The sequence below is a fragment of the Vibrio sp. OPT18 genome (genome assembly GCF_015163615.1).
GTDB lineage: Bacteria > Pseudomonadota > Gammaproteobacteria > Enterobacterales > Vibrionaceae > Vibrio > Vibrio coralliirubri.
On sequence record NZ_JADDYK010000073.1, the window covers coordinates 1 to 16,682 of the forward strand.

Genomic DNA, 16,682 nt, shown 5'->3' on the forward strand with positions numbered 1-16,682 from the left:
TCTTTTTCGCTTTACCCATGTCACCACCGTTCTAACTATCACAAAGGTTCAGATCACGGGACTTGGAAAAGGTTCAACTGATTTAGGCAACAACGCCTGCTCTAGACCATGTTCACTGATCGTTTGGGACATAACATGCGGACTTGTGGCAGTAGCATCGACGTCCCCTCTATCTAGAGCTTTATAGGCGTCAACCCCATTTTTGTATGTGACATAGTTAAGGTCAGGATAGTTTTTCTGCAGTAACCTTGCTACTGAAGAGTTCTTGCTAACTCCAATACGGTAACCTGCTAATTCGTCTAGACTGCTGAACACTGGACCATCATCGTGAGAAAAAATGGTTAAATAATAGGTAAGAACAGGATTGCTCAATAGGACTTCTTGCTTTCTTTTTTCATTGATATTGATCGTGGGGATAAAATCGATTTCACCTTCAAGCAATGCTTGGTAAGTTTCAGTCCAGTTAGGGTAATCAACATAATAGCTGCCTACATCGTATTTGATGTTAAGCTCTTTAACCAAATCTGCAGCTAACCCCCCCATAGTCCCATCTTCTTCAACATAAGAGTAAGGAGAGTATTTGGTCGGCTGCGAGTAAATTAGCCGTTTATTGTTGTCCAGCCACAATTGCTCTTCTTCCGATAGGCCTTTTTCAAGTGGCAATGATTGTTGTTGATTAACCCATTTATCAGCTAAACGTCTCTTTTCTTCCGGCGTAACGGAGGAGATCGCTTTATTGAGAATAGATACGAGTTCTGGCCAATCTTTCCTTACAGCAAAATAGGCTTGCTTTGGCTCTGCTATTTCAGCAATACCCAAATGACCTCGAGACTCAACCAGTGATAAGAATCGACTGCTCAAGTATGTATCACATATACTTGGGTAACATAAAAAGTAGTCACTATCGCCTTTCAAAATAGAATTCACGCCTTGATGAATGCTATCAACACCTTGTAACTGCACATCTGGGTATAATTGTGAAAGCAACCTTTGGTCAACAGTATCTCGAAGAACAGAGACTTTTTTGCTTCCTAATTGAGTATAACTACTGATTAACGCTTTGCTTTTTTTCGCGTATAGAAGGCTCGGTGAACCGGTAAAGTAGGATTGAGTATAATTAAGGTAACGCTTTCGGTCCTCAGATTTACTAACGAGATGAAGTAAATCGATGTGTCGGTCTTCAGCAAATTGCTTGTACTCACTCCACGTTTTTCCTTGAACAAACTCAAAAGATAAACCAACTTTATCCCCCAGTAATTGAAGGTATTCAATGGAGTAGCCCGCTGGAGCACCATTTTCGATAAAATCAAAGGGGGCGTTTCCACTTGAGTTGTTCGTTTTAATAACAGGAGCGTTATCAATCCATCGCTTCTCATCTTCCGTTAATTGCACAGTTTGTGCGAACGCTACGTGTATAAGAAACACACAAGTCAAAACAGATTTTGCTAGCAACTTCAGCATATCAAACGCACCTGATTAATTACATTGGATTAACAGTCAATCCTAGCCTATAACGTTGGCATTATCATTAAAAACAGATGTATCATATTGAAAAATTTCGACAAATGATGATATCAAGCGAAACCTTAGTGCTAGTATTATTCTGATTGACTGCTGACGTTGACTTTAGAAAAAGATAAACACGCAATTGATTTTACTACACCAATTAGTCAAGTTAAGGTTGTGATGTACCTGCTGCCACTTACTAAATCCCAAACAAAAAAGAGCCGCTAAAAAGCGGCTCTAGATCTTCAAACTATTCGAACTCGTTCAGATTACTCTTTACCGAATACGTTGTTCTCTTGCTCTTGTACACGGATGAAAGTAGTACGCTTAGTTAGCTCTTTAAGCTTTGCTGCGCCTACGTATGTACAAGTTGAACGTACACCACCAAGGATGTCAGAAATTGTGTTGTGAACTGAACCACGGTATGGAAGTAAAACAGTTTTACCTTCCGCAGCACGGTACTTAGCAACACCACCTGAGTGCTTGTCCATAGCCGACTGTGAAGACATGCCGTAGAACTTAACAAAAACAAAGAATAATTCAACAAAATCAGAAACTTAAAACAAAACCACTATATTTATAAACAGTGAAAAATGACGTCTTATACCCATAAATTACGCTGTTTTACAATGAATGCCGCCATTTTTGCCGCCATTTTCACCAACTCAATTCATTCATTTGTTTTACATCTATGATTAATCTATTCGCTGTATCTAGCAATTCACGCGCTTCACTTCCCAAGGGTTGATTAGCTAATACTAAAGCGTAGAAGTAATCGAGCATCACTATTAAATCATGTAGTTGATTTAGTATGTTGATGTCTATGCTTCCTATGTAATTTTCTAAGTCATTATCTGAATCAAAGTCATTCGGTTCTCCACCAAGCGCATGTACGATTGTCTCTCGTATGTAATGGCACAGCGGAATCAACTCCTTAGCTACAATCATTTATCCTCCAAGATTTGCTGGCTTATGAATCAATCTTGAGATTGTCAGCCCTGGTTATTCAAATGGTTTGTCAGATAATTTCGTCTGACTTAACAAAGAAAGTCCTCTCCCCCCTAACCCTCTGTGTTTAATGCTCAGAAAATTTGACTTACAGCGAACAATAGCTCGATTTGAAACGCTATTCTATTTAATGTAAATAACAATTATGGCGCTAAGCACCTAGCACAAGGGTTTATACATGAGATGGTTTCCTCTAACATTTTTACTTCTATTTTCTAGCTCACTCTATGCACTACCGGAAGAAGGTAAGTCAACCGAAGCCTTAAGCTTAGGGTTCTTCCTAACTGTTAGTGAAGACTGCCCTCTTGAGTATTCAACGTTAAAACACGGCTTGGATGGTGAGTTTTTACGAGCTAGGATTTCACCTAGTAAAGACCTAGACCAAAACTTATCTGTTTATGTGAAATGCATGCCAGTCCATAGCGGGAGTTCTGTTCATACTGGCTATGCTCTTAATGTAGATATTCGTTTTGGTACAAGGTTAACAAGTGGAGAGAACGTGCTCCTAGAAACACCAAAATATGGAGCACTATTAATTGGAGGGACTACTGATAGCGCTAGACTATACTTCACCAATTACATTAAAGAAGGTGTATCAACAGCTCTAACTGATTACCTCGCAGAGAGTATTGATGAACAAAAGAAATATTCCAATAACTCCAGTCATTTTCTTTTACAACTAATGGTACTAAGGGATAAAGACAATGCGATTAATGTGCAAAAAGACCTCACCGAGCGAGGGTATAACACCTCAATCGTTAGTAGCCCCGATTTTTTTCGAATCGTTGTTTCAGGCAAAGCGAAAGAGCCAGGCGATGTCGTAAAGATTATCAATGAACTAGAAGAAATTACTGGTTCCAAAGCTAAACAAATAGAATAGACGTTAACTGATTTTGTAAGAGCCTGATGAACTTCCACTCGTAATATTAGCTTGTGCGTTTTGTGTGATCTCATCAACCACAGCATTCGCGATAGCTTCGGCCATCATGCCAGCCATCGCGAATTCACCATCAAGAACAAAGCCTTGCGCTTTCAACTCGTTTTCTAACTTCTCTTTTAGTGATGCTTTGCTTAATGCCATCTTACTTACCTGCAAATACGGTGGTTGATACGTCTACGTGTGGCTTACCCATAAACGGGCAAATGCTTGCACCTGTGCATACTCCCTTACCACCATTCATCTTTATAGAATCTGCATCCTCGGTGATATTCTTAGCCGTGGTTGCCTTATTACCTTTGACGGTTTCCGTGTGATCACCTTCAATTTCGGCCAAACGGTTTTCCAGTACTTTGATGCGTTGGTTAAGACATTCCAATTTATCGTCTTTATCTGTCTTTCGTTCAAAGTTTCCGTCTTGATCTACTAAGTGATAAACGCCTTTGCGTTGTTGGTATCGGCTTTCACCTTCTTTGATACCTGGTAACTGGAAGCCAAGTGGAAGAACGCAACGAATAAAAGGTTTGTCTGGTTGTCCGAACATAAAGCCTAACTCTACAATGCTGCCAATAGCAGGTGGCTCTAATCGGCCAGCATGATCACCAAGACCTGGAACTGGAAGCGGTACCGCCTGCAGTGGCGGTTTACCTTCGTATTCCATGCCCTTTTCATCGAGTAGCTGAACATCCACGGCATAATAAGGATAAAAGCGATCAGATAAGTCACCCTCTTCTGGTAGTTCTGGCAATGCCACAACCTTTCCCCATCTTGGCAAGTGCCACTGGCCTGTAAACTCTGGGAACAACCGGAAGATAATACGCTTAATAACATTCACATCCATGTTAGCTTTGCCTCCGTTCCTTCAAACTCTACACCAATTAATCGAAGTCCATTCACGACAATACCTGGCTTTAGCTTTGGAATAGCCGGTATCTTTACTGATTTATTGGCTGTGTGGTTTGTCATTAGCTCATTAGGTACGGTGACTGGCTTATCTGCCCAGAATGAATCTTTCCAACTACCTACGTATATTTGCCCATTGCCTTGTTGCTGCCAGAACAAGCCATCAATGCTGAACGCTTGAGCTAATTCGTCCATAACTCGATAGCCGTTACCATCGCTATAAAAACAAGGAATGGCTGTTTTACTGTAGGCTTTCTCTGGCACCACAAATTGAAGTCCCGTTTTATTAGTCACTTCGCTAAGCAGCTGCATAAGTGTCGGGTGACGCATGATGATGTTGAGTGGCTTATAAAGTATTGCCGCTAATTCGCGGCAAAACACTTTCGACCAACCTTTTTCTGCAGGTTGTACTCGCTCAATGTAACCAAGAAAAACACGGCTGATATCACTGCCCCAACCTAAATCTACCGCAATGATGGTATTAAGTTCGGGGTTACCTTCAATAGCAAGCTCACAACGACCTGGTGTGTTTTCGCTAAAGACAATGCGATGGCTTTTCACCTTGGCTTTATCTTTGCCCAGATAAGCGCGGCAAAGGAACTTGTTGGTTGTCGTCATAAATCACCATTAGCCCAAAGCATTATCGACAGCTTTTAGCACCTTCATTACACCAGTTAATTCGACTTCTGTATCTGGCGGCACATCCTTGGTTTGTCCTATTTCAACTGGCGTACTCACACCTTGCACTTTTTGTTGAGCTGCAGGCTCATCTGGTTGACGTTGCTCAACTCGTTCTGGTACCGATAAGTACTCAACAAGTTCGAATGAAACGCTCCATTGCCTATGAGAATCTTGCTCATCGGCACGGACTGCACCTTGGAATTTCACCTGGCGAATTTTCAAAGCTTCTGCTGTTTTGTTACTGATACGGTAGATATGGCGAGAGCCATTTTCTAACGCTTCGGCCATGCTAAACAGATTGGTGAGAAGTTGGTTCTTACTGAACGGGATCACACCTTTTATGGTTAGAATTTTGCCCTTAGTACCTGTTTCTGCTTGGTCGGTGGCCGAAGTTTGGCCGGACATATCTTGTCCGGCTAACTGTTGGCGAACGCTAATGCGCAAGTTCTTTAGTGGGAGTTGTGAACCGTCGAGAGTTAGCATTTTTTCTACCTATAATTCTGGCTTTTCTGGCCACACAACCTTAGTTGGATCGCTGTAGGTCTGAGGAACATCTCGTAGCTCTTGGCGGTACGCTGCGAACTCAGCGATTTTTTCAGGATTTAACGGGCTGTCTTGCCCCTGCGTCCAGTCGGTTTCAAATAACAACTGACTGCGTTTTCCTGAAATTTCCTTCCATCGTTCATTATCCAACGCCGCATCAATGATACTTTGTCCAACACCTAACGCTTGTAGGTCTTCTACCGTCACGTTGTAATAGTGGCACCCGTTTATTTCTACATGAGCAATCATTTGCATTTTTAGCCCCTATTAAGCAGTTAGTGGTACTGTTGAACGAATGTTATCTTTGCCAACGAGTGGACCGATTAACTCAGGCAACGTAATACCACCATTCAAAGATAAAGAAATAATCTCTAAATCAAATGGAATGTTTGCCACCCCATACTGATCCACTAAATATTGGAAACCATTAGTGATTAAGTCACTTGATAAATCACGCTTCGTAACCGACGAATAAACAATAGAGATAGTATCTAACCAACCAATCGTTCCACTAGTATGTTGCTGAACTAGCGCGCTGTTATTTAGAGTGATGTTCGATGAATAGAATGTTACTCGCCCACCTGTTACACCATTTGAATGTGTCCCAAACAATGCGCTTATGTAATTCACTGGGACTCCTGACGACACCCAATCTTGCCAGCGACAAGTTTCAATATCGACACCATAAAATTGAAAATTACTTCCTCCTTTCAATAGGAAGCTTTTAGCTTCAATATTATCTCCATTCTTCTTAGCTGAATGAGTAAGCACTGGGTTAGTACCGTTAGCTCGATAAGGTTTGAATGTTACTGTTACATTGTCAGCAATAACTTTTTCATTTAGAACATAACGGCGGCCATCTCCGGTCAAATAGATAAGTGCCTTAGTTCCAGGGATGATTTTTTCAAAAGCACTCTCTACTGTATCAAGCGGATCTGAGCTTGTTCCACTGCCTTCTGTTGTCCCTTCACTAGAATCAACAAAAAGAACAATATCAACTTTCCCTTGGATTGCTGAATCAATATCTCCTGTCGCTTGAGATATTTTGGTATCCATCTCAGACATTTTCTGATTGACTTTACTGTCAATCTCACCCATTTTTCCAGAAACTTCGTCTGCCAATTCTCGGCTTTCTTGCGTTTGAGCCATCGACTGGTCTATCGCTTCCCGCAATAGCTGCTCAACATTTTGATTAACCATTTTGTTTCTCCAATGCATTCAGTCGTTCAGTGATTTGAATGTTCTTGTGATAAAGCTCGATAATGTGTTTTTGAGAAGCAAAATGATTTGCTGCTAAAGACACCACCATCGTGTCAAAGTAATTAATTTTGTCTGAATAATTGAATTGCCAAGTTTCGGCTGGCACGGTGATATTTGTGATGGCTTGTGCGCCCGAGAACTTGAGCAAGAAGTTACGCGTTAAGTTGTTTCCTTCTTCACCCGTCAATTCGTTATTCTTGCGCTTAGACTGCACCACCATGTGGTTGGCCGACACCAACACACCTTCTTCACTGACTAGCCCAAGCCAATTGAAATCAAAGTTACCCAGTGTGTTATCCAAAATGAGTGAGTAAACCACTTCATTCGAATTCACATAGGCACTTCGCGTTGGGGCCATTCTTAGTCGAATTTGGTTGCTTGGAGGCAACGACTGATTTCTTTCTGGCGGCACTGAAGGATCAACACGTGGCACGTAAGCCAACACAAACTCTGCAATTTCTAGTGGCTCTTCCGCTTGCTGCTTTTGTGCAATAAGCTGTTCGCCCGCGATAGTAATGACTGCCATATTCTTATCCTATTGAAGCTGAGTAAGTTTCATGGGTATGGCTGAACTCAGCGACCGAAACATGAAAATTAGCGGTAGTGGTCACATCAAAGCTGTATCGTCGGCATGTTCGTCCATATTGCCTTACAATGGCATCCATCAAACCAGGTACATCGTTAATGTCACCGTCTTTCACTTTGACGCTCACGATATCCCATGGGTAATAGTTCAGCCGTTCGTCAATTTTTATATGTGGGTAACCAAGTTTGGCAAACATATCTTCCCAACCCACTTCTGAGCCGCCACCTGCCGCAAAGGGGTACGCAAAGTTCACCCGTATGCGATAAATTTCTTCTGGCTCCTCAGGTAGTCGCTCGATGTCACGTTGCCAAGCAATCAAGTCCACAAACTCAATGGGGGCTACCATCGGGTCTAATTGCTGCAGCGGCCACTCCAACACGGCTTTGATTGCATCCCAGTATCCAAGAAGGGCGTTAGCTAATTTGAGTATTTCCCCTTTGCCCATCCAGTGCTTTAACTTAAATTCAGGCAGTTGCAATGGTCACCCCAAAGCTACTAATACGAGGTACTTCCATACCATTAGCAATATCAGCATTATCGAATTCAATTGACTCTAGTTCAGGGAACTGGCCGTGAAGCTCTTGCGCCAATTTAGAAAAACTAAAGCGCGATGATGGTTTAGTTTTCGTCGCCTTGTAGTCCGTGTTCTGCCTAAATGCTGAACCAATGAATAGGCCGATATTCGTTTCTAGGTCTTGCCTTTCAGCCCCTGTTAACACTCGACCAACCCACGCATTACATGTCACATCAATCAAGTTACCTGGCATCGCATACACAAGAAGATCATCACCATGACCGTGGTTACCATCGCGATTGATATGATTATTTAAGTCACTAAGCATTTGAGAAGAAGGTTCGCCCGAGTCCAGCAAAATGAATGCATTGGCTGAACCCGCACCGCGTGGCGCGTTATGCTCGAAGTAAACATTTTCACTGTTGATACCCGCTCGTAACATGAGTAATGAACGGTATGCCGCGTCTATATGCCACTTTGCCACGCCGCTGAACTGGTTGCGGATACGAACTCGAAGCTGATCATCACTCTCTTCGTCGGCTCCGGCTTCAATAAGCCAATCAGCTGAGTTCACGACTTGTCCGATACCTGGCACTGCAGTAGCAAAAATGTGGTAGTAACCCTCACCAAGGTTATAGGCCGCACCTTCATGCTCTGCTTCCACTTCACCAATAACCGACAGCTCATTTTCAGGCAGCGTGGTATCTTCTTTTAACACCACTCGATAAACAGTGCCGTTAATAGGGTCAGTTTGAATAAATGTCCCTTTAGGAACGACAATAGCCGGCCCCTTTGATGCTGCGCGATGAAACACTATTTGCCCTAGTGCTTTAGTTGCAGGTTTGCGTTGTACGTTAAACTGCCAAGCCCATAAGTCGAGCCATTTGCCCACAGCCGTAGCAACAAACATATTTGGCAGAACATACCCAACCAAAAACGTATTGATAAGCCACACTGTTGGGCTGATCACCATGGTTTCAATCAAACGCCAAAACGGTGAGTACTTGGAGTCGTTAGCAATGATGCTACCTTGCTTCTCCGCTTCCTCTTTCAGCACCGCTTTCCATTGGTCTTCATCAAGAGGCAAGCCTGCTTTTTTAGCAAGTTCGGTAAAATCTGGTTTAGGTATATCAGTCAAGGTTCACCTCTGTGCTTACTTCGCCAAACTCAAGAGTTTCTGCAAAAATGTAAATTAAGCCATCATTAACTTCGTCAATACGCACTGTACCTGGTACCAGCCGCACATCTTCTTCAACCAAGAGTTCTAGCTGTGTCCGAGCATCCGCCTTTTTTGAAGGGCTGCGCTCTGCAATCAGATACACGGCCAAGTTACTCTCGATAATGGCGTGTTTAATGTCTTGGGCGATCACCGCTCTGTCTTGAATCAATACAGGGTTACGGCCTGCATCAAGCACCATATCACCGTTTTCAATGAGCAAATCTTGGTATTTAAAATCTGCCATTAGCCTGCCGCCATTTCTAATTCACTTGCCATGTCTTGTGGGCTATTCATGTAGGTTGGATAAATTGCCACACCACCGTAATTGGTTGAGCTCGTTTGATAGCTAGCAATGCTCTTGGCCGCGCCACCTGGCTGAATTTGTGCTTGAGGTGTCGCGCGTTTTACTGACTCAGATTGAACCGGAGCCGTTTCATCATCACTGCCAAAACCTGGTATCCAGTCAATCAGCCCTTTCATGGTTTCCCAGATGCCTGCCAACTTGTCTGTTAACCAACTAAATACGCTCCCAAAGATGTTTCGCATCGAGTCGGCCATTTGCCCAATAAAGGCAAAGCCACTGGTATCGGTAAAACCACTCATCACCCACTGCCAACCTGCCGATAGGAAGTTGAATAGGGTTTGAAATGGCAACGTCACCAGTTCTACCGCACTAGAAATTGCGGTAAACCACCATGTATCAGCCATTTCCGCTGTAAACATATGCCAACCCAACACTAGGCTCTCAAACCCGCCTTTCAACCACGACACCATTTGCCCAATGAAAGCAAAGCCACTGCTATCGGTGAAGCCACTCATCACCCACTGCCAACCAGCTTTAACAAACTCGAACATGGCCTTAAATGGCAGGGTGATTAACGTGATTGCTCCTTCTAGTACCTGAAACCACGTTGTGTCACCAAATGAAGCTTTGAGATCATCCCAGTAGTAAATCAATGCCCCTACTGCTGCGATTGCCGCTACCACTGCACCAACGACCAAAGTGATTGGGTTAGCCGCTATCGCAATGTTGGCTGCTAACACGGCCACACGTAGTGCTGCCATGCCCTTGGTTAATAAGAAACTCACTCCCGTGAACATCTTCATTGTGAGCATGTAAGTTGCCATTGCTTGCTTACCCACACCCATCATCAAGGTAAATGCACCGCCTGCTGCCGCAGCACCTAAAATCGCTATTGCTGCAAAGCCAATGTATTTAGTGAGGTTCGGGAACATCTGCGTCCATTGAACAATTGCGGTAGCTCCTTTAGCCATGCCGCCAACAACAGGCAAGATGGCAGGTAGAAGCACAGAACCAAAAGCAGCACTTATGGCAAAAACGCCTTGCTCTAACCGCTCCCATTGGTCGGTCATGGCTCCCGCCATTTGCTCAGCAACATCAAGCCCTTTGACTTTGCCGAGCTCATTTATTGAAGTGGCGAGCCCATCAGTGTTTTGCATCAGAAGTTGGATCATGGCTGTAGCTTCTTGAGTACCAAACGCTTTACTCAGCTCTGCCGCTTCCGCTACGGAGATTGTTTCACCATAACGGCCCTTGATTTGATTCAAGATATCGACGATTGGCAGCATTTGACCTTGAGCATTCGTGAACTGCATATTCAAGGCTTCTTGAGCTTTTGCCGTACCCGCTAAGAACGCACGATATTTGGTACCCGCTTCACTACCACTCATGGTGGACTGCAAAGTACCAAGAATCGCCATTTGCTCAGTCATGCCGACACCAACAGAGGTTGCCGCAGCACCTACCGAGGTGAACGCCGATGACATGCCATCACCCGTGGTCTTAAACATCTGAACCGCTCTCGCAGTTTGACCACCCAACATATTTACCCAGTCCGCCTTACCCATTTCGTTGGCTGAATTTTGGAAAATGCCGTACATGGTGCCAACATAGTTGGTAATGGTTGAGGTATCCGCTTTAGTCGCTGCAGCGAGCACCCCAGACGCACGGGTAAACTCAGAAAGCTCGTTGCCTCCTAAGCCAGAAATAGCGGATTGAATATCATAGGAAGCTGCTACAAAATCTGAGGCTGACTTGCCATAGTCCACGGCAAATTCAAGTGCCGTGTCACTTAGCTGATTCAGCTGCTCATCAGCAACACCAAGAGATTTAACCTCACCTAATGCCCTATCCATTTCAATGGCAGGCATCAAGGCTTGTTGTAATGCGAAACCTGCACCTACCATGCCTGCCGCACCAGCCATCATGGTATGAGTACCTTGACGATAGGCGTTGGTGACATCGGTCATTTGTCGTTGAATATTGCCCAAAGGTTTTGAAATCTGGTCAATGAGTCCAACTTGAAATCTGAGTGCTTCTGGTAACATCAACAATTCTCTATTTGCTTAGTGGTTAACCGCCAAAGGCTTTGGCAACACCGCTAGCGGTGACGGCTTGCATGTTTTCCCAATGGTTCTTCTCTAACCAAATCGCATAAGCAAGGTTCTGATCAGTATCCGGTTCATTAGGTAACCACTTTCGCCGCCACGCATACATTTTTTGCCTGTCACTACTATCAATGGCAGCGACAAGCCCATCTATTTTTTTACCGAGATGGAAAGCTTAGGCGCGTACTCTTTAAGAACGGCACCGTAAATCTGCGTTGCTGCACCTGGGTTCTGTTTAGTAATCTCGCGCAGCGCATCTTTTGAACCTTCACTAACGCTATTCATCAAGAAGTTATGTGCTGCACTACTCGCATCACCTTGCAAAATTGTATTTTGTGCTTCGTCGTATTCGGCTGGCGTTGGGTTGAATTCAAGGTCTGTCGTGCCAACGGTTAAAACAATTGATTTTGTCATGCTACTTCTCGCTCTTTATCTAATTTGTTTTCCAAACGGTCGAACCGTCCATTAATTGAATCTTTCAAATCGTCTACGGCTTCCCGTAGCTCATGCTTGGTGGCGTATTTTTCTGCAACATCCGCTCGTTGGTTGGCAATTGCCAGCTCGTTTTTGTGAGTCCGCAGTTCGAGATCTCGGGTTGTTGCTGCGGATTTCTCAGCGCGGGTGTACACAAAACCGATCAGCGTTAACAGGAAGCCTCCCAATCCGAGCAACACGCGCCAATCTTCCATCTAGCCCCCTTGTAAATTCAGTTTTTTACTCTTGTCCGCACTGCCTTTGCTACTACCCAACCAAAAAGCTACCCCTGTGCCAAACGCACCTAGCACGGTACCGGAAATCATGATCAGCACTTGGGCATACTCTTTCGATGGTTCACCGAAGAACAAAGCGGCAAACATTCCAGCGACCATGGCACAAAGCAACAAAGCTAAAAGGCTTGGCATCCAGTGATCTTTATGCTGCTCACGTGCATGCTGCGTATCTGCTAAATTGGCTCGTTTGGCTTCCAAAGCTAAGCGACCTTCTTCAATGGAGAGACGTTTAAGCTCTTGCTCATGCTCTTTCTCCAATTGACGCAGTTTGAACAATGCTTCAGTGTCATTGACCAACGCCTGTTCAATAGCTTCTGGCGTATTTTCAACATCAAGGGCATTAGCAACTAATCCACCTACCGCGCCCCCTGCTGGGCCACCAATTAAGGTGCCAACCAATGGTGCAGCCGAACCAATAAGTGATTTAACTTTTTCCCACATATCAATCAGTCCTTTAGAATTGTTAGGCTTGCTGGCTCTCCGCCAAGCTCTGCCATCAGGTTGTTAAATGCAGCGGTTGAGTTCATCACTGCCCATTCATCACCCACAAAACCAAAATCCACACCAGGAGCCAAACAACCTTGAAGCTGCTTAGGCGAATTCGCTTTGTGAATCAAAATATGAGTTCGTAGGCTTGGCCCTTGTCGAGTCACACCAAGGTCTTTGCTTTCCAATGCATAGCACTCACCAAACTTTGGCGATTTATGAGGAAAAAGCGTGTAGCTACCTTCTGGAATACAGGACTCAGATGGCGCGTTGTTCTGCCAAGGTCGCTCAACAACACAACACACCTGACTACCATCGGCACGGTGTAACGTTGAATAGGTACCGTGGGGAAAGTAACGGCGCTTTAAAACCAAATGCTTCATCGCTTAAATCTCTCTATGTTGCTTTGGCACAGGGTGCAGTATTGGCACCCTGGTACTTTCTGGCGGCGTTCTTCGGGTATCGGGTCGCCACATTCGCCGCATTCCTGTGCGCTTTCCCATTTTTCAATTCGCTTAGCCCTTGCCAGTTGGTTGGCAAGCGCCACTTCTGTGAATTGGGTTTCAAGGCCACTGGCATGGTCGATAACATCAGACATCACGCCCCCTTATTACTGCACCAAGTCTTCGGTTTCGTCCGAACGCAGATATGATGTGCCGTTGATCTTCACAAAGTCTGGGCTTGTGACTTCAAACGGCAGTTTGTGAACCAATGCGCTGCCACCGTTAGAATCAACATCGAGCAAATCAGAGATTTTGATTCGACAACCAAAGGCTTCTACTTTCAGCTCATCTTTATCAATCTTGCCGAAGAAAAGCGCATCGAAATCAGGCAACCCACGCCATGAGCCCGCTTGGCTTGCTGCTTTGCTCAACTGGTTAAACTGTTGAGTAGTGAGTTCCATTTCACCGCTTGCTTCTACGTCGCCATCTACCCAACCATCTGGCACACCAGAGGTTTTATTCACGGCTGAATTGTCGGTAATAGATAGGGTGACTTTTTGCGCTTTCAGCTTGTAGTCGCCCATTGAAAAGTGCATGTTCTTGCCAGAAATACGCATACTCATGGGTTACGCCTCCGAATCTGCAGGGTTAGAGAGATCAAGCCCAATGTTGACCACAATGTGTTTCGGGCAGTTATGAGGACGAACCATTAAGCCAATGTTTACTTTGGTTTTGCTCATCCACTGAATTGACACATCTTCATCGCGTGGTGGCATGATTTCACCAGGGAACGGAATGCCGCCAATCTCAGTGGTCTTCGACATGTCGCGCATGTCTTTACTGAAGTAAGTACGGTTGAGCTCGATACTTGGTGGTGTTGAATTAAGAATGCGGTCAGCAATACGACGAATCGCTTTAATTCGAACTCGGCGATTTAGCTTGTGAACGGGGCGAACATATTCAAGGTATTGATAGTCTCCGCCTTTCGCTTCCAGCGTGGTGGCATCTGTCCAGTAAACACCTTCCATATCGGCGTACCACTGGGGTAGTGAATAACGTGCGTCGGCTAACGCTGAGATGGTGCTCATTTCCAGTGGTTTACCTGCGCTATCCACTGGCATTTCACCAAGATCTAATAGGCTTCCCGTTGCGACTCGCATTGGGCTATCGGCTACAGTAACAGCGCGATCACATAAGCGACCACCAAGCACACCGACATTATTGCCGTTAAGCATTGGCACTGGCGTTACCATATTTGCTGCCACATCTTTCACTAGGGCTAGCATGGCGGCTTCATAGTCCGACCACGTTTGGGTATCTGCATCAATACCAGCACACGCCGCAAGGAAGAACACCCAACGGCCAAGTTTACTCGTTAGATCTGTTGCTTTTTCTTGCATCGTTGTGAACTCGGCTTTGTCGGCCACAACATCAACAATACAAATACCTTCGAAAGAGTCGGTAAGGTTGGCAGTATCTACAGCGTCTTCCCAAGAGTCACCGTCAGCCAAACCGAAGATGGCACCCGTCCAGTTTTGTTTACCATTGAGCTGCGCGGCTTTGACGTTTGCGCCTAGCGCATCATCCGCGACCACTTCATCAAGGTTAGTCATATTGTTTACACGGGTAACTTTGCCTTGAAGTTCCGCTTTATCCGTTCGCCCGATGTAGAGCAGGTGGCGTTCAATCTCTGGAATCCCGCCTTGCCCTAAATTGAGGTTGTTTACCTCTACCTTTCCGGTTGCCATTGGTTATTTCCTCGCTTATGTTCGCGTCTTGGCCTGCTCAAAGATCTTTATGAGTTGGCGGGTTACTTCGCGTTCGTTACTGCCTAATATCTGGCGTTCTGCTAATGGGATATCCCAAGCGGTGATATTGGGCTGATTGCTCAGCTCCCGGATAATTTGCCCTGCTTGCCCATGGGTAACGGTTTCCATCAGTAAGCGAAGGCTTGGCTTTTTCCGTCCTTTGCCGCTTTTTCTCGGTACCGTGTAACCCAGTTCCCTTAGCTTTCGCGCTTGCCCTTTAGAGCAAGGCGCGGAATAGTTTGGTGTGCCCCATCGCTTTTGCATTTGACGCTTGGTCATTTTTTGCTTTTGACCAACGTGGTGTCTGGCTGCAATTCTTGCGGCGAGCTTGTTGCTCCAAGTTAGGTCGAGCATGTTGGCGTTTCGTACATAAGGGGTTAACCCTTTCGCCATACGGCGCATCACTTTGCCGCGCTTCTTCCCTTTTTTGGGCTCTAATGCTTGCCCGTGAATATCTTTCTGTTGCTGAATGCGTTTGCGTGTATTGGTCTTTTCCCAACGGCCAAGGGTTTTCAGTATCCAAACTCGCTTTTTTGGTGGTAGTGCTAACATGGCAAGCTTTTCTTGCATGTTGAGCACATCCCTTTTATTCGCACTAATCGTCGGTTTCATTCACCAACTCCGCTTCTTCTGCGGTGTAAATCTCTACGGCTTGAACTCGGTATTTAATTCCGCGCCAGGTAATCATTCCGGCTTCTGAATCTGGTACCAACTCGATAGGCTCCATCAGCTCAAGCTCTATGCTCACATCAGCGACTTCATTGCTGATCACATCCACCGATAGCGTTGGGTCTTCTAATTCCTGTTCGTTTCGGTCTTCTTCATGGTCGCTTAACCAACATGCAACCAGAGCTAACAAACAGCGTGGGTCTAATAACTGGTGAGGAAATTCCTCAACCGACACCACCGCGTGGTATTTCCAATAACAGGCGATATAGCCATCGTTTCCACGGTCTTCACCGCTTGGTACTATCGAACCGTTCTCTTGCCAAGCATCAATTTTGTTATCAAGCACATTGCTGTTTAGGTGGCTAACGATGTAATCCGTTAAGTGCTCAAGCTTGGTTTTGTTGTAAACCGTGTCGCTCATATCGAATCAATGCCATTGGCACTGCGCCCGAGCAATTGAGAAACATCTCTATTACTTTGAGCTAGGAAACGTGCCGCCTGTTGTGGCTCATCTATCGCCGCGTTGTCCCCTTCTTTACGCCTGTCTTGCGTCGCAAACTCGGGTAACAATTCAGAGTGAGCTCGGCCATACACCGCACGTTTATACAATGCGGTTTTGGCACTGCTCATTGATGGCGGAATACCATCAACCAACAAGCGATCTAACTTCTCTTGAATATTCAGCACAGCAATCGTGATGGCCGCAGCAATAGAGTCGTTATCAAACGTATGCGGAATACGGCGCAATTGGCGAAACTCATCGGTCGATAAGCTTGGCCAACCTTCACCAGGTATGGCTTGGTCACTCGTTTTATACACTTTCCCGCCAAAACTCATGATTCAACCTTTTTGCTACTGCAGTTAATTAGGGCGCCTCTAGCCACTGAGTCGATGGAATAAGCAGGGTGATGAGTCACTTGCTCTTCCTCGTCAGTCGAGG

The 16,682-nt window shown here is 45.1% G+C and carries 24 protein-coding genes and 2 pseudogenes; 1 reads left to right on the forward strand and 25 read right to left on the reverse strand.

Annotated features, from left to right (window positions below):
- Positions 1-48 precede the first annotated feature (48 nt).
- From IQQ51_RS18075 to IQQ51_RS18085, 3 genes and pseudogenes are all read right to left on the reverse strand, one after another.
- Entirely contained in the window at positions 49-1,461 is a 1,413-nt protein-coding gene (locus IQQ51_RS18075) for a transporter substrate-binding domain-containing protein (RefSeq protein WP_193841719.1), read from the reverse strand.
- A 314-nt stretch (positions 1,462-1,775) separates the two neighbouring features.
- Positions 1,776-2,033 (reverse strand): annotated as a pseudogene (locus IQQ51_RS18080) (IMP dehydrogenase); the annotation flags it as partial.
- 130 nt (positions 2,034-2,163) lie between these two features.
- Positions 2,164-2,454: a hypothetical protein gene (locus tag IQQ51_RS18085; protein ID WP_193841720.1), complete on the reverse strand. Its 291-nt coding sequence runs from the start codon at positions 2,452-2,454 to the stop codon at positions 2,164-2,166.
- A 238-nt stretch (positions 2,455-2,692) separates the two neighbouring features.
- Between IQQ51_RS18085 and IQQ51_RS18090 the strand changes: the two genes are divergently transcribed.
- Positions 2,693-3,394: an SPOR domain-containing protein gene (locus IQQ51_RS18090; protein ID WP_193841721.1), complete on the forward strand. Its 702-nt coding sequence runs from the start codon at positions 2,693-2,695 to the stop codon at positions 3,392-3,394.
- A 3-nt stretch (positions 3,395-3,397) separates the two neighbouring features.
- Here IQQ51_RS18090 and IQQ51_RS18095 read toward each other — a convergent pair whose 3' ends face one another.
- From IQQ51_RS18095 to IQQ51_RS18200, 22 genes and pseudogenes are all read right to left on the reverse strand, one after another.
- A complete protein-coding gene (locus tag IQQ51_RS18095) occupies positions 3,398-3,595 on the reverse strand; it encodes a hypothetical protein (protein WP_193841722.1) in 198 nt (65 codons plus the stop codon).
- A 1-nt stretch (position 3,596) separates the two neighbouring features.
- Positions 3,597-4,292, reverse strand: a complete 696-nt coding sequence (locus IQQ51_RS18100; RefSeq protein WP_193841723.1) for a hypothetical protein — start codon at positions 4,290-4,292, stop codon at positions 3,597-3,599.
- Entirely contained in the window at positions 4,283-4,972 is a 690-nt protein-coding gene (locus IQQ51_RS18105) for a hypothetical protein (RefSeq protein ID WP_193841724.1), read from the reverse strand. The genes IQQ51_RS18100 and IQQ51_RS18105 overlap by 10 nt, the downstream gene beginning before the upstream one ends.
- 9 nt (positions 4,973-4,981) lie before the next feature.
- Entirely contained in the window at positions 4,982-5,518 is a 537-nt protein-coding gene (locus IQQ51_RS18110; protein WP_193841725.1) for an adenine glycosylase, read from the reverse strand.
- A 9-nt stretch (positions 5,519-5,527) separates the two neighbouring features.
- Complete coding sequence (locus IQQ51_RS18115; RefSeq protein ID WP_193841727.1) at positions 5,528-5,833, reverse strand: tail fiber assembly protein; 306 nt, start codon at positions 5,831-5,833, stop codon at positions 5,528-5,530.
- A 12-nt stretch (positions 5,834-5,845) separates the two neighbouring features.
- Positions 5,846-6,778: a hypothetical protein gene (locus tag IQQ51_RS18120; RefSeq protein ID WP_193841728.1), complete on the reverse strand. Its 933-nt coding sequence runs from the start codon at positions 6,776-6,778 to the stop codon at positions 5,846-5,848.
- A gap of 126 nt (positions 6,779-6,904) precedes the next feature.
- Positions 6,905-7,364: pseudogene (locus IQQ51_RS18125) on the reverse strand (phage tail protein); the annotation flags it as partial.
- A gap of 4 nt (positions 7,365-7,368) precedes the next feature.
- The gene (locus tag IQQ51_RS18130; RefSeq protein ID WP_193841873.1) at positions 7,369-7,869 is read right to left on the reverse strand and encodes a hypothetical protein; all 501 of its coding nucleotides are present in this window, start codon (positions 7,867-7,869) and stop codon (positions 7,369-7,371) included.
- Between the two features lie 19 nt (positions 7,870-7,888).
- Positions 7,889-9,076, reverse strand: a complete 1,188-nt coding sequence (locus tag IQQ51_RS18135; RefSeq protein WP_193841730.1) for a baseplate J/gp47 family protein — start codon at positions 9,074-9,076, stop codon at positions 7,889-7,891.
- Positions 9,069-9,401, reverse strand: coding sequence for a DUF2590 family protein (locus tag IQQ51_RS18140; protein WP_193841731.1), 333 nt, complete (start codon positions 9,399-9,401; stop codon positions 9,069-9,071). The genes IQQ51_RS18135 and IQQ51_RS18140 overlap by 8 nt, the downstream gene beginning before the upstream one ends.
- Positions 9,401-11,506, reverse strand: coding sequence for a phage tail tape measure protein (locus tag IQQ51_RS18145; protein WP_193841732.1), 2,106 nt, complete (start codon positions 11,504-11,506; stop codon positions 9,401-9,403). Before IQQ51_RS18145 ends, IQQ51_RS18140 begins: the two co-directional genes overlap by 1 nt.
- Positions 11,507-11,531: 25 nt before the next feature.
- Complete coding sequence (locus IQQ51_RS18150) at positions 11,532-11,675, reverse strand: DUF6890 family protein (protein WP_167332346.1); 144 nt, start codon at positions 11,673-11,675, stop codon at positions 11,532-11,534.
- A gap of 41 nt (positions 11,676-11,716) precedes the next feature.
- Positions 11,717-11,980: a putative phage tail assembly chaperone gene (locus tag IQQ51_RS18155; protein WP_193841733.1), complete on the reverse strand. Its 264-nt coding sequence runs from the start codon at positions 11,978-11,980 to the stop codon at positions 11,717-11,719.
- Positions 11,977-12,255, reverse strand: a complete 279-nt coding sequence (locus IQQ51_RS18160; protein WP_193841734.1) for a hypothetical protein — start codon at positions 12,253-12,255, stop codon at positions 11,977-11,979. Before IQQ51_RS18160 ends, IQQ51_RS18155 begins: the two co-directional genes overlap by 4 nt.
- Positions 12,256-12,777, reverse strand: coding sequence for a hypothetical protein (locus IQQ51_RS18165; RefSeq protein WP_060641565.1), 522 nt, complete (start codon positions 12,775-12,777; stop codon positions 12,256-12,258).
- A gap of 5 nt (positions 12,778-12,782) precedes the next feature.
- Positions 12,783-13,205: a DUF5675 family protein gene (locus IQQ51_RS18170; RefSeq protein WP_193841736.1), complete on the reverse strand. Its 423-nt coding sequence runs from the start codon at positions 13,203-13,205 to the stop codon at positions 12,783-12,785.
- Positions 13,202-13,420 (reverse strand): TraR/DksA C4-type zinc finger protein, encoded by a 219-nt coding sequence (locus IQQ51_RS18175; RefSeq protein WP_193841738.1) that lies wholly within the window; start codon positions 13,418-13,420, stop codon positions 13,202-13,204. The genes IQQ51_RS18170 and IQQ51_RS18175 overlap by 4 nt, the downstream gene beginning before the upstream one ends.
- 12 nt (positions 13,421-13,432) lie before the next feature.
- On the reverse strand, positions 13,433-13,888 hold the full coding sequence (locus IQQ51_RS18180; RefSeq protein WP_102363524.1) for a phage protein: 456 nt from the start codon (positions 13,886-13,888) through the stop codon (positions 13,433-13,435).
- Positions 13,889-13,891: 3 nt separating this feature from the next.
- The gene (locus tag IQQ51_RS18185) at positions 13,892-15,013 is read right to left on the reverse strand and encodes a DUF2586 domain-containing protein (RefSeq protein WP_193841740.1); all 1,122 of its coding nucleotides are present in this window, start codon (positions 15,011-15,013) and stop codon (positions 13,892-13,894) included.
- A 15-nt stretch (positions 15,014-15,028) separates the two neighbouring features.
- Positions 15,029-15,685 carry a virion morphogenesis protein gene (locus tag IQQ51_RS18190; protein WP_193841741.1) on the reverse strand — a complete coding sequence of 219 codons (657 nt, stop codon included), beginning with the start codon at positions 15,683-15,685 and terminating at the stop codon, positions 15,029-15,031.
- Positions 15,669-16,163, reverse strand: a complete 495-nt coding sequence (locus IQQ51_RS18195; protein ID WP_193841743.1) for a phage tail protein — start codon at positions 16,161-16,163, stop codon at positions 15,669-15,671. The genes IQQ51_RS18190 and IQQ51_RS18195 overlap by 17 nt, the downstream gene beginning before the upstream one ends.
- Positions 16,160-16,579 carry a head completion/stabilization protein gene (locus tag IQQ51_RS18200; protein WP_193841744.1) on the reverse strand — a complete coding sequence of 140 codons (420 nt, stop codon included), beginning with the start codon at positions 16,577-16,579 and terminating at the stop codon, positions 16,160-16,162. The genes IQQ51_RS18195 and IQQ51_RS18200 overlap by 4 nt, the downstream gene beginning before the upstream one ends.
- Positions 16,580-16,682: the final 103 nt, after the last annotated feature.

Excerpts from the sequence above, each read along its gene's own strand:
- IQQ51_RS18075 (WP_193841719.1), bottom strand. The coding sequence starts at position 1,461 with ATGCTGAAGTTGCTAGCAAAATCTGTTTTGACTTGTGTGTTTCTTATA.
- IQQ51_RS18130 (WP_193841873.1), bottom strand. The coding sequence starts at position 7,869 with ATGGGCAAAGGGGAAATACTCAAATTAGCTAACGCCCTTCTTGGATAC.
- IQQ51_RS18200 (WP_193841744.1), bottom strand. The coding sequence starts at position 16,579 with ATGAGTTTTGGCGGGAAAGTGTATAAAACGAGTGACCAAGCCATACCT.
- IQQ51_RS18150 (WP_167332346.1), bottom strand. The coding sequence starts at position 11,675 with ATGTATGCGTGGCGGCGAAAGTGGTTACCTAATGAACCGGATACTGAT.
- IQQ51_RS18175 (WP_193841738.1), bottom strand. The coding sequence starts at position 13,420 with ATGTCTGATGTTATCGACCATGCCAGTGGCCTTGAAACCCAATTCACA.
- IQQ51_RS18160 (WP_193841734.1), bottom strand. The coding sequence starts at position 12,255 with ATGGAAGATTGGCGCGTGTTGCTCGGATTGGGAGGCTTCCTGTTAACG.
- IQQ51_RS18110 (WP_193841725.1), bottom strand. The coding sequence starts at position 5,518 with ATGCTAACTCTCGACGGTTCACAACTCCCACTAAAGAACTTGCGCATT.
- IQQ51_RS18085 (WP_193841720.1), bottom strand. The coding sequence starts at position 2,454 with ATGATTGTAGCTAAGGAGTTGATTCCGCTGTGCCATTACATACGAGAG.
- IQQ51_RS18190 (WP_193841741.1), bottom strand. The coding sequence starts at position 15,685 with ATGAAACCGACGATTAGTGCGAATAAAAGGGATGTGCTCAACATGCAA.
- IQQ51_RS18140 (WP_193841731.1), bottom strand. The coding sequence starts at position 9,401 with ATGGCAGATTTTAAATACCAAGATTTGCTCATTGAAAACGGTGATATG.
- IQQ51_RS18165 (WP_060641565.1), bottom strand. The coding sequence starts at position 12,777 with ATGTGGGAAAAAGTTAAATCACTTATTGGTTCGGCTGCACCATTGGTT.
- IQQ51_RS18120 (WP_193841728.1), bottom strand. The coding sequence starts at position 6,778 with ATGGTTAATCAAAATGTTGAGCAGCTATTGCGGGAAGCGATAGACCAG.
- IQQ51_RS18100 (WP_193841723.1), bottom strand. The coding sequence starts at position 4,292 with ATGGATGTGAATGTTATTAAGCGTATTATCTTCCGGTTGTTCCCAGAG.
- IQQ51_RS18115 (WP_193841727.1), bottom strand. The coding sequence starts at position 5,833 with ATGCAAATGATTGCTCATGTAGAAATAAACGGGTGCCACTATTACAAC.
- IQQ51_RS18145 (WP_193841732.1), bottom strand. The coding sequence starts at position 11,506 with ATGTTACCAGAAGCACTCAGATTTCAAGTTGGACTCATTGACCAGATT.
- IQQ51_RS18180 (WP_102363524.1), bottom strand. The coding sequence starts at position 13,888 with ATGAGTATGCGTATTTCTGGCAAGAACATGCACTTTTCAATGGGCGAC.
- IQQ51_RS18105 (WP_193841724.1), bottom strand. The coding sequence starts at position 4,972 with ATGACGACAACCAACAAGTTCCTTTGCCGCGCTTATCTGGGCAAAGAT.
- IQQ51_RS18090 (WP_193841721.1), top strand. The coding sequence starts at position 2,693 with ATGAGATGGTTTCCTCTAACATTTTTACTTCTATTTTCTAGCTCACTC.
- IQQ51_RS18155 (WP_193841733.1), bottom strand. The coding sequence starts at position 11,980 with ATGACAAAATCAATTGTTTTAACCGTTGGCACGACAGACCTTGAATTC.
- IQQ51_RS18170 (WP_193841736.1), bottom strand. The coding sequence starts at position 13,205 with ATGAAGCATTTGGTTTTAAAGCGCCGTTACTTTCCCCACGGTACCTAT.
- IQQ51_RS18195 (WP_193841743.1), bottom strand. The coding sequence starts at position 16,163 with ATGAGCGACACGGTTTACAACAAAACCAAGCTTGAGCACTTAACGGAT.
- IQQ51_RS18095 (WP_193841722.1), bottom strand. The coding sequence starts at position 3,595 with ATGGCATTAAGCAAAGCATCACTAAAAGAGAAGTTAGAAAACGAGTTG.
- IQQ51_RS18185 (WP_193841740.1), bottom strand. The coding sequence starts at position 15,013 with ATGGCAACCGGAAAGGTAGAGGTAAACAACCTCAATTTAGGGCAAGGC.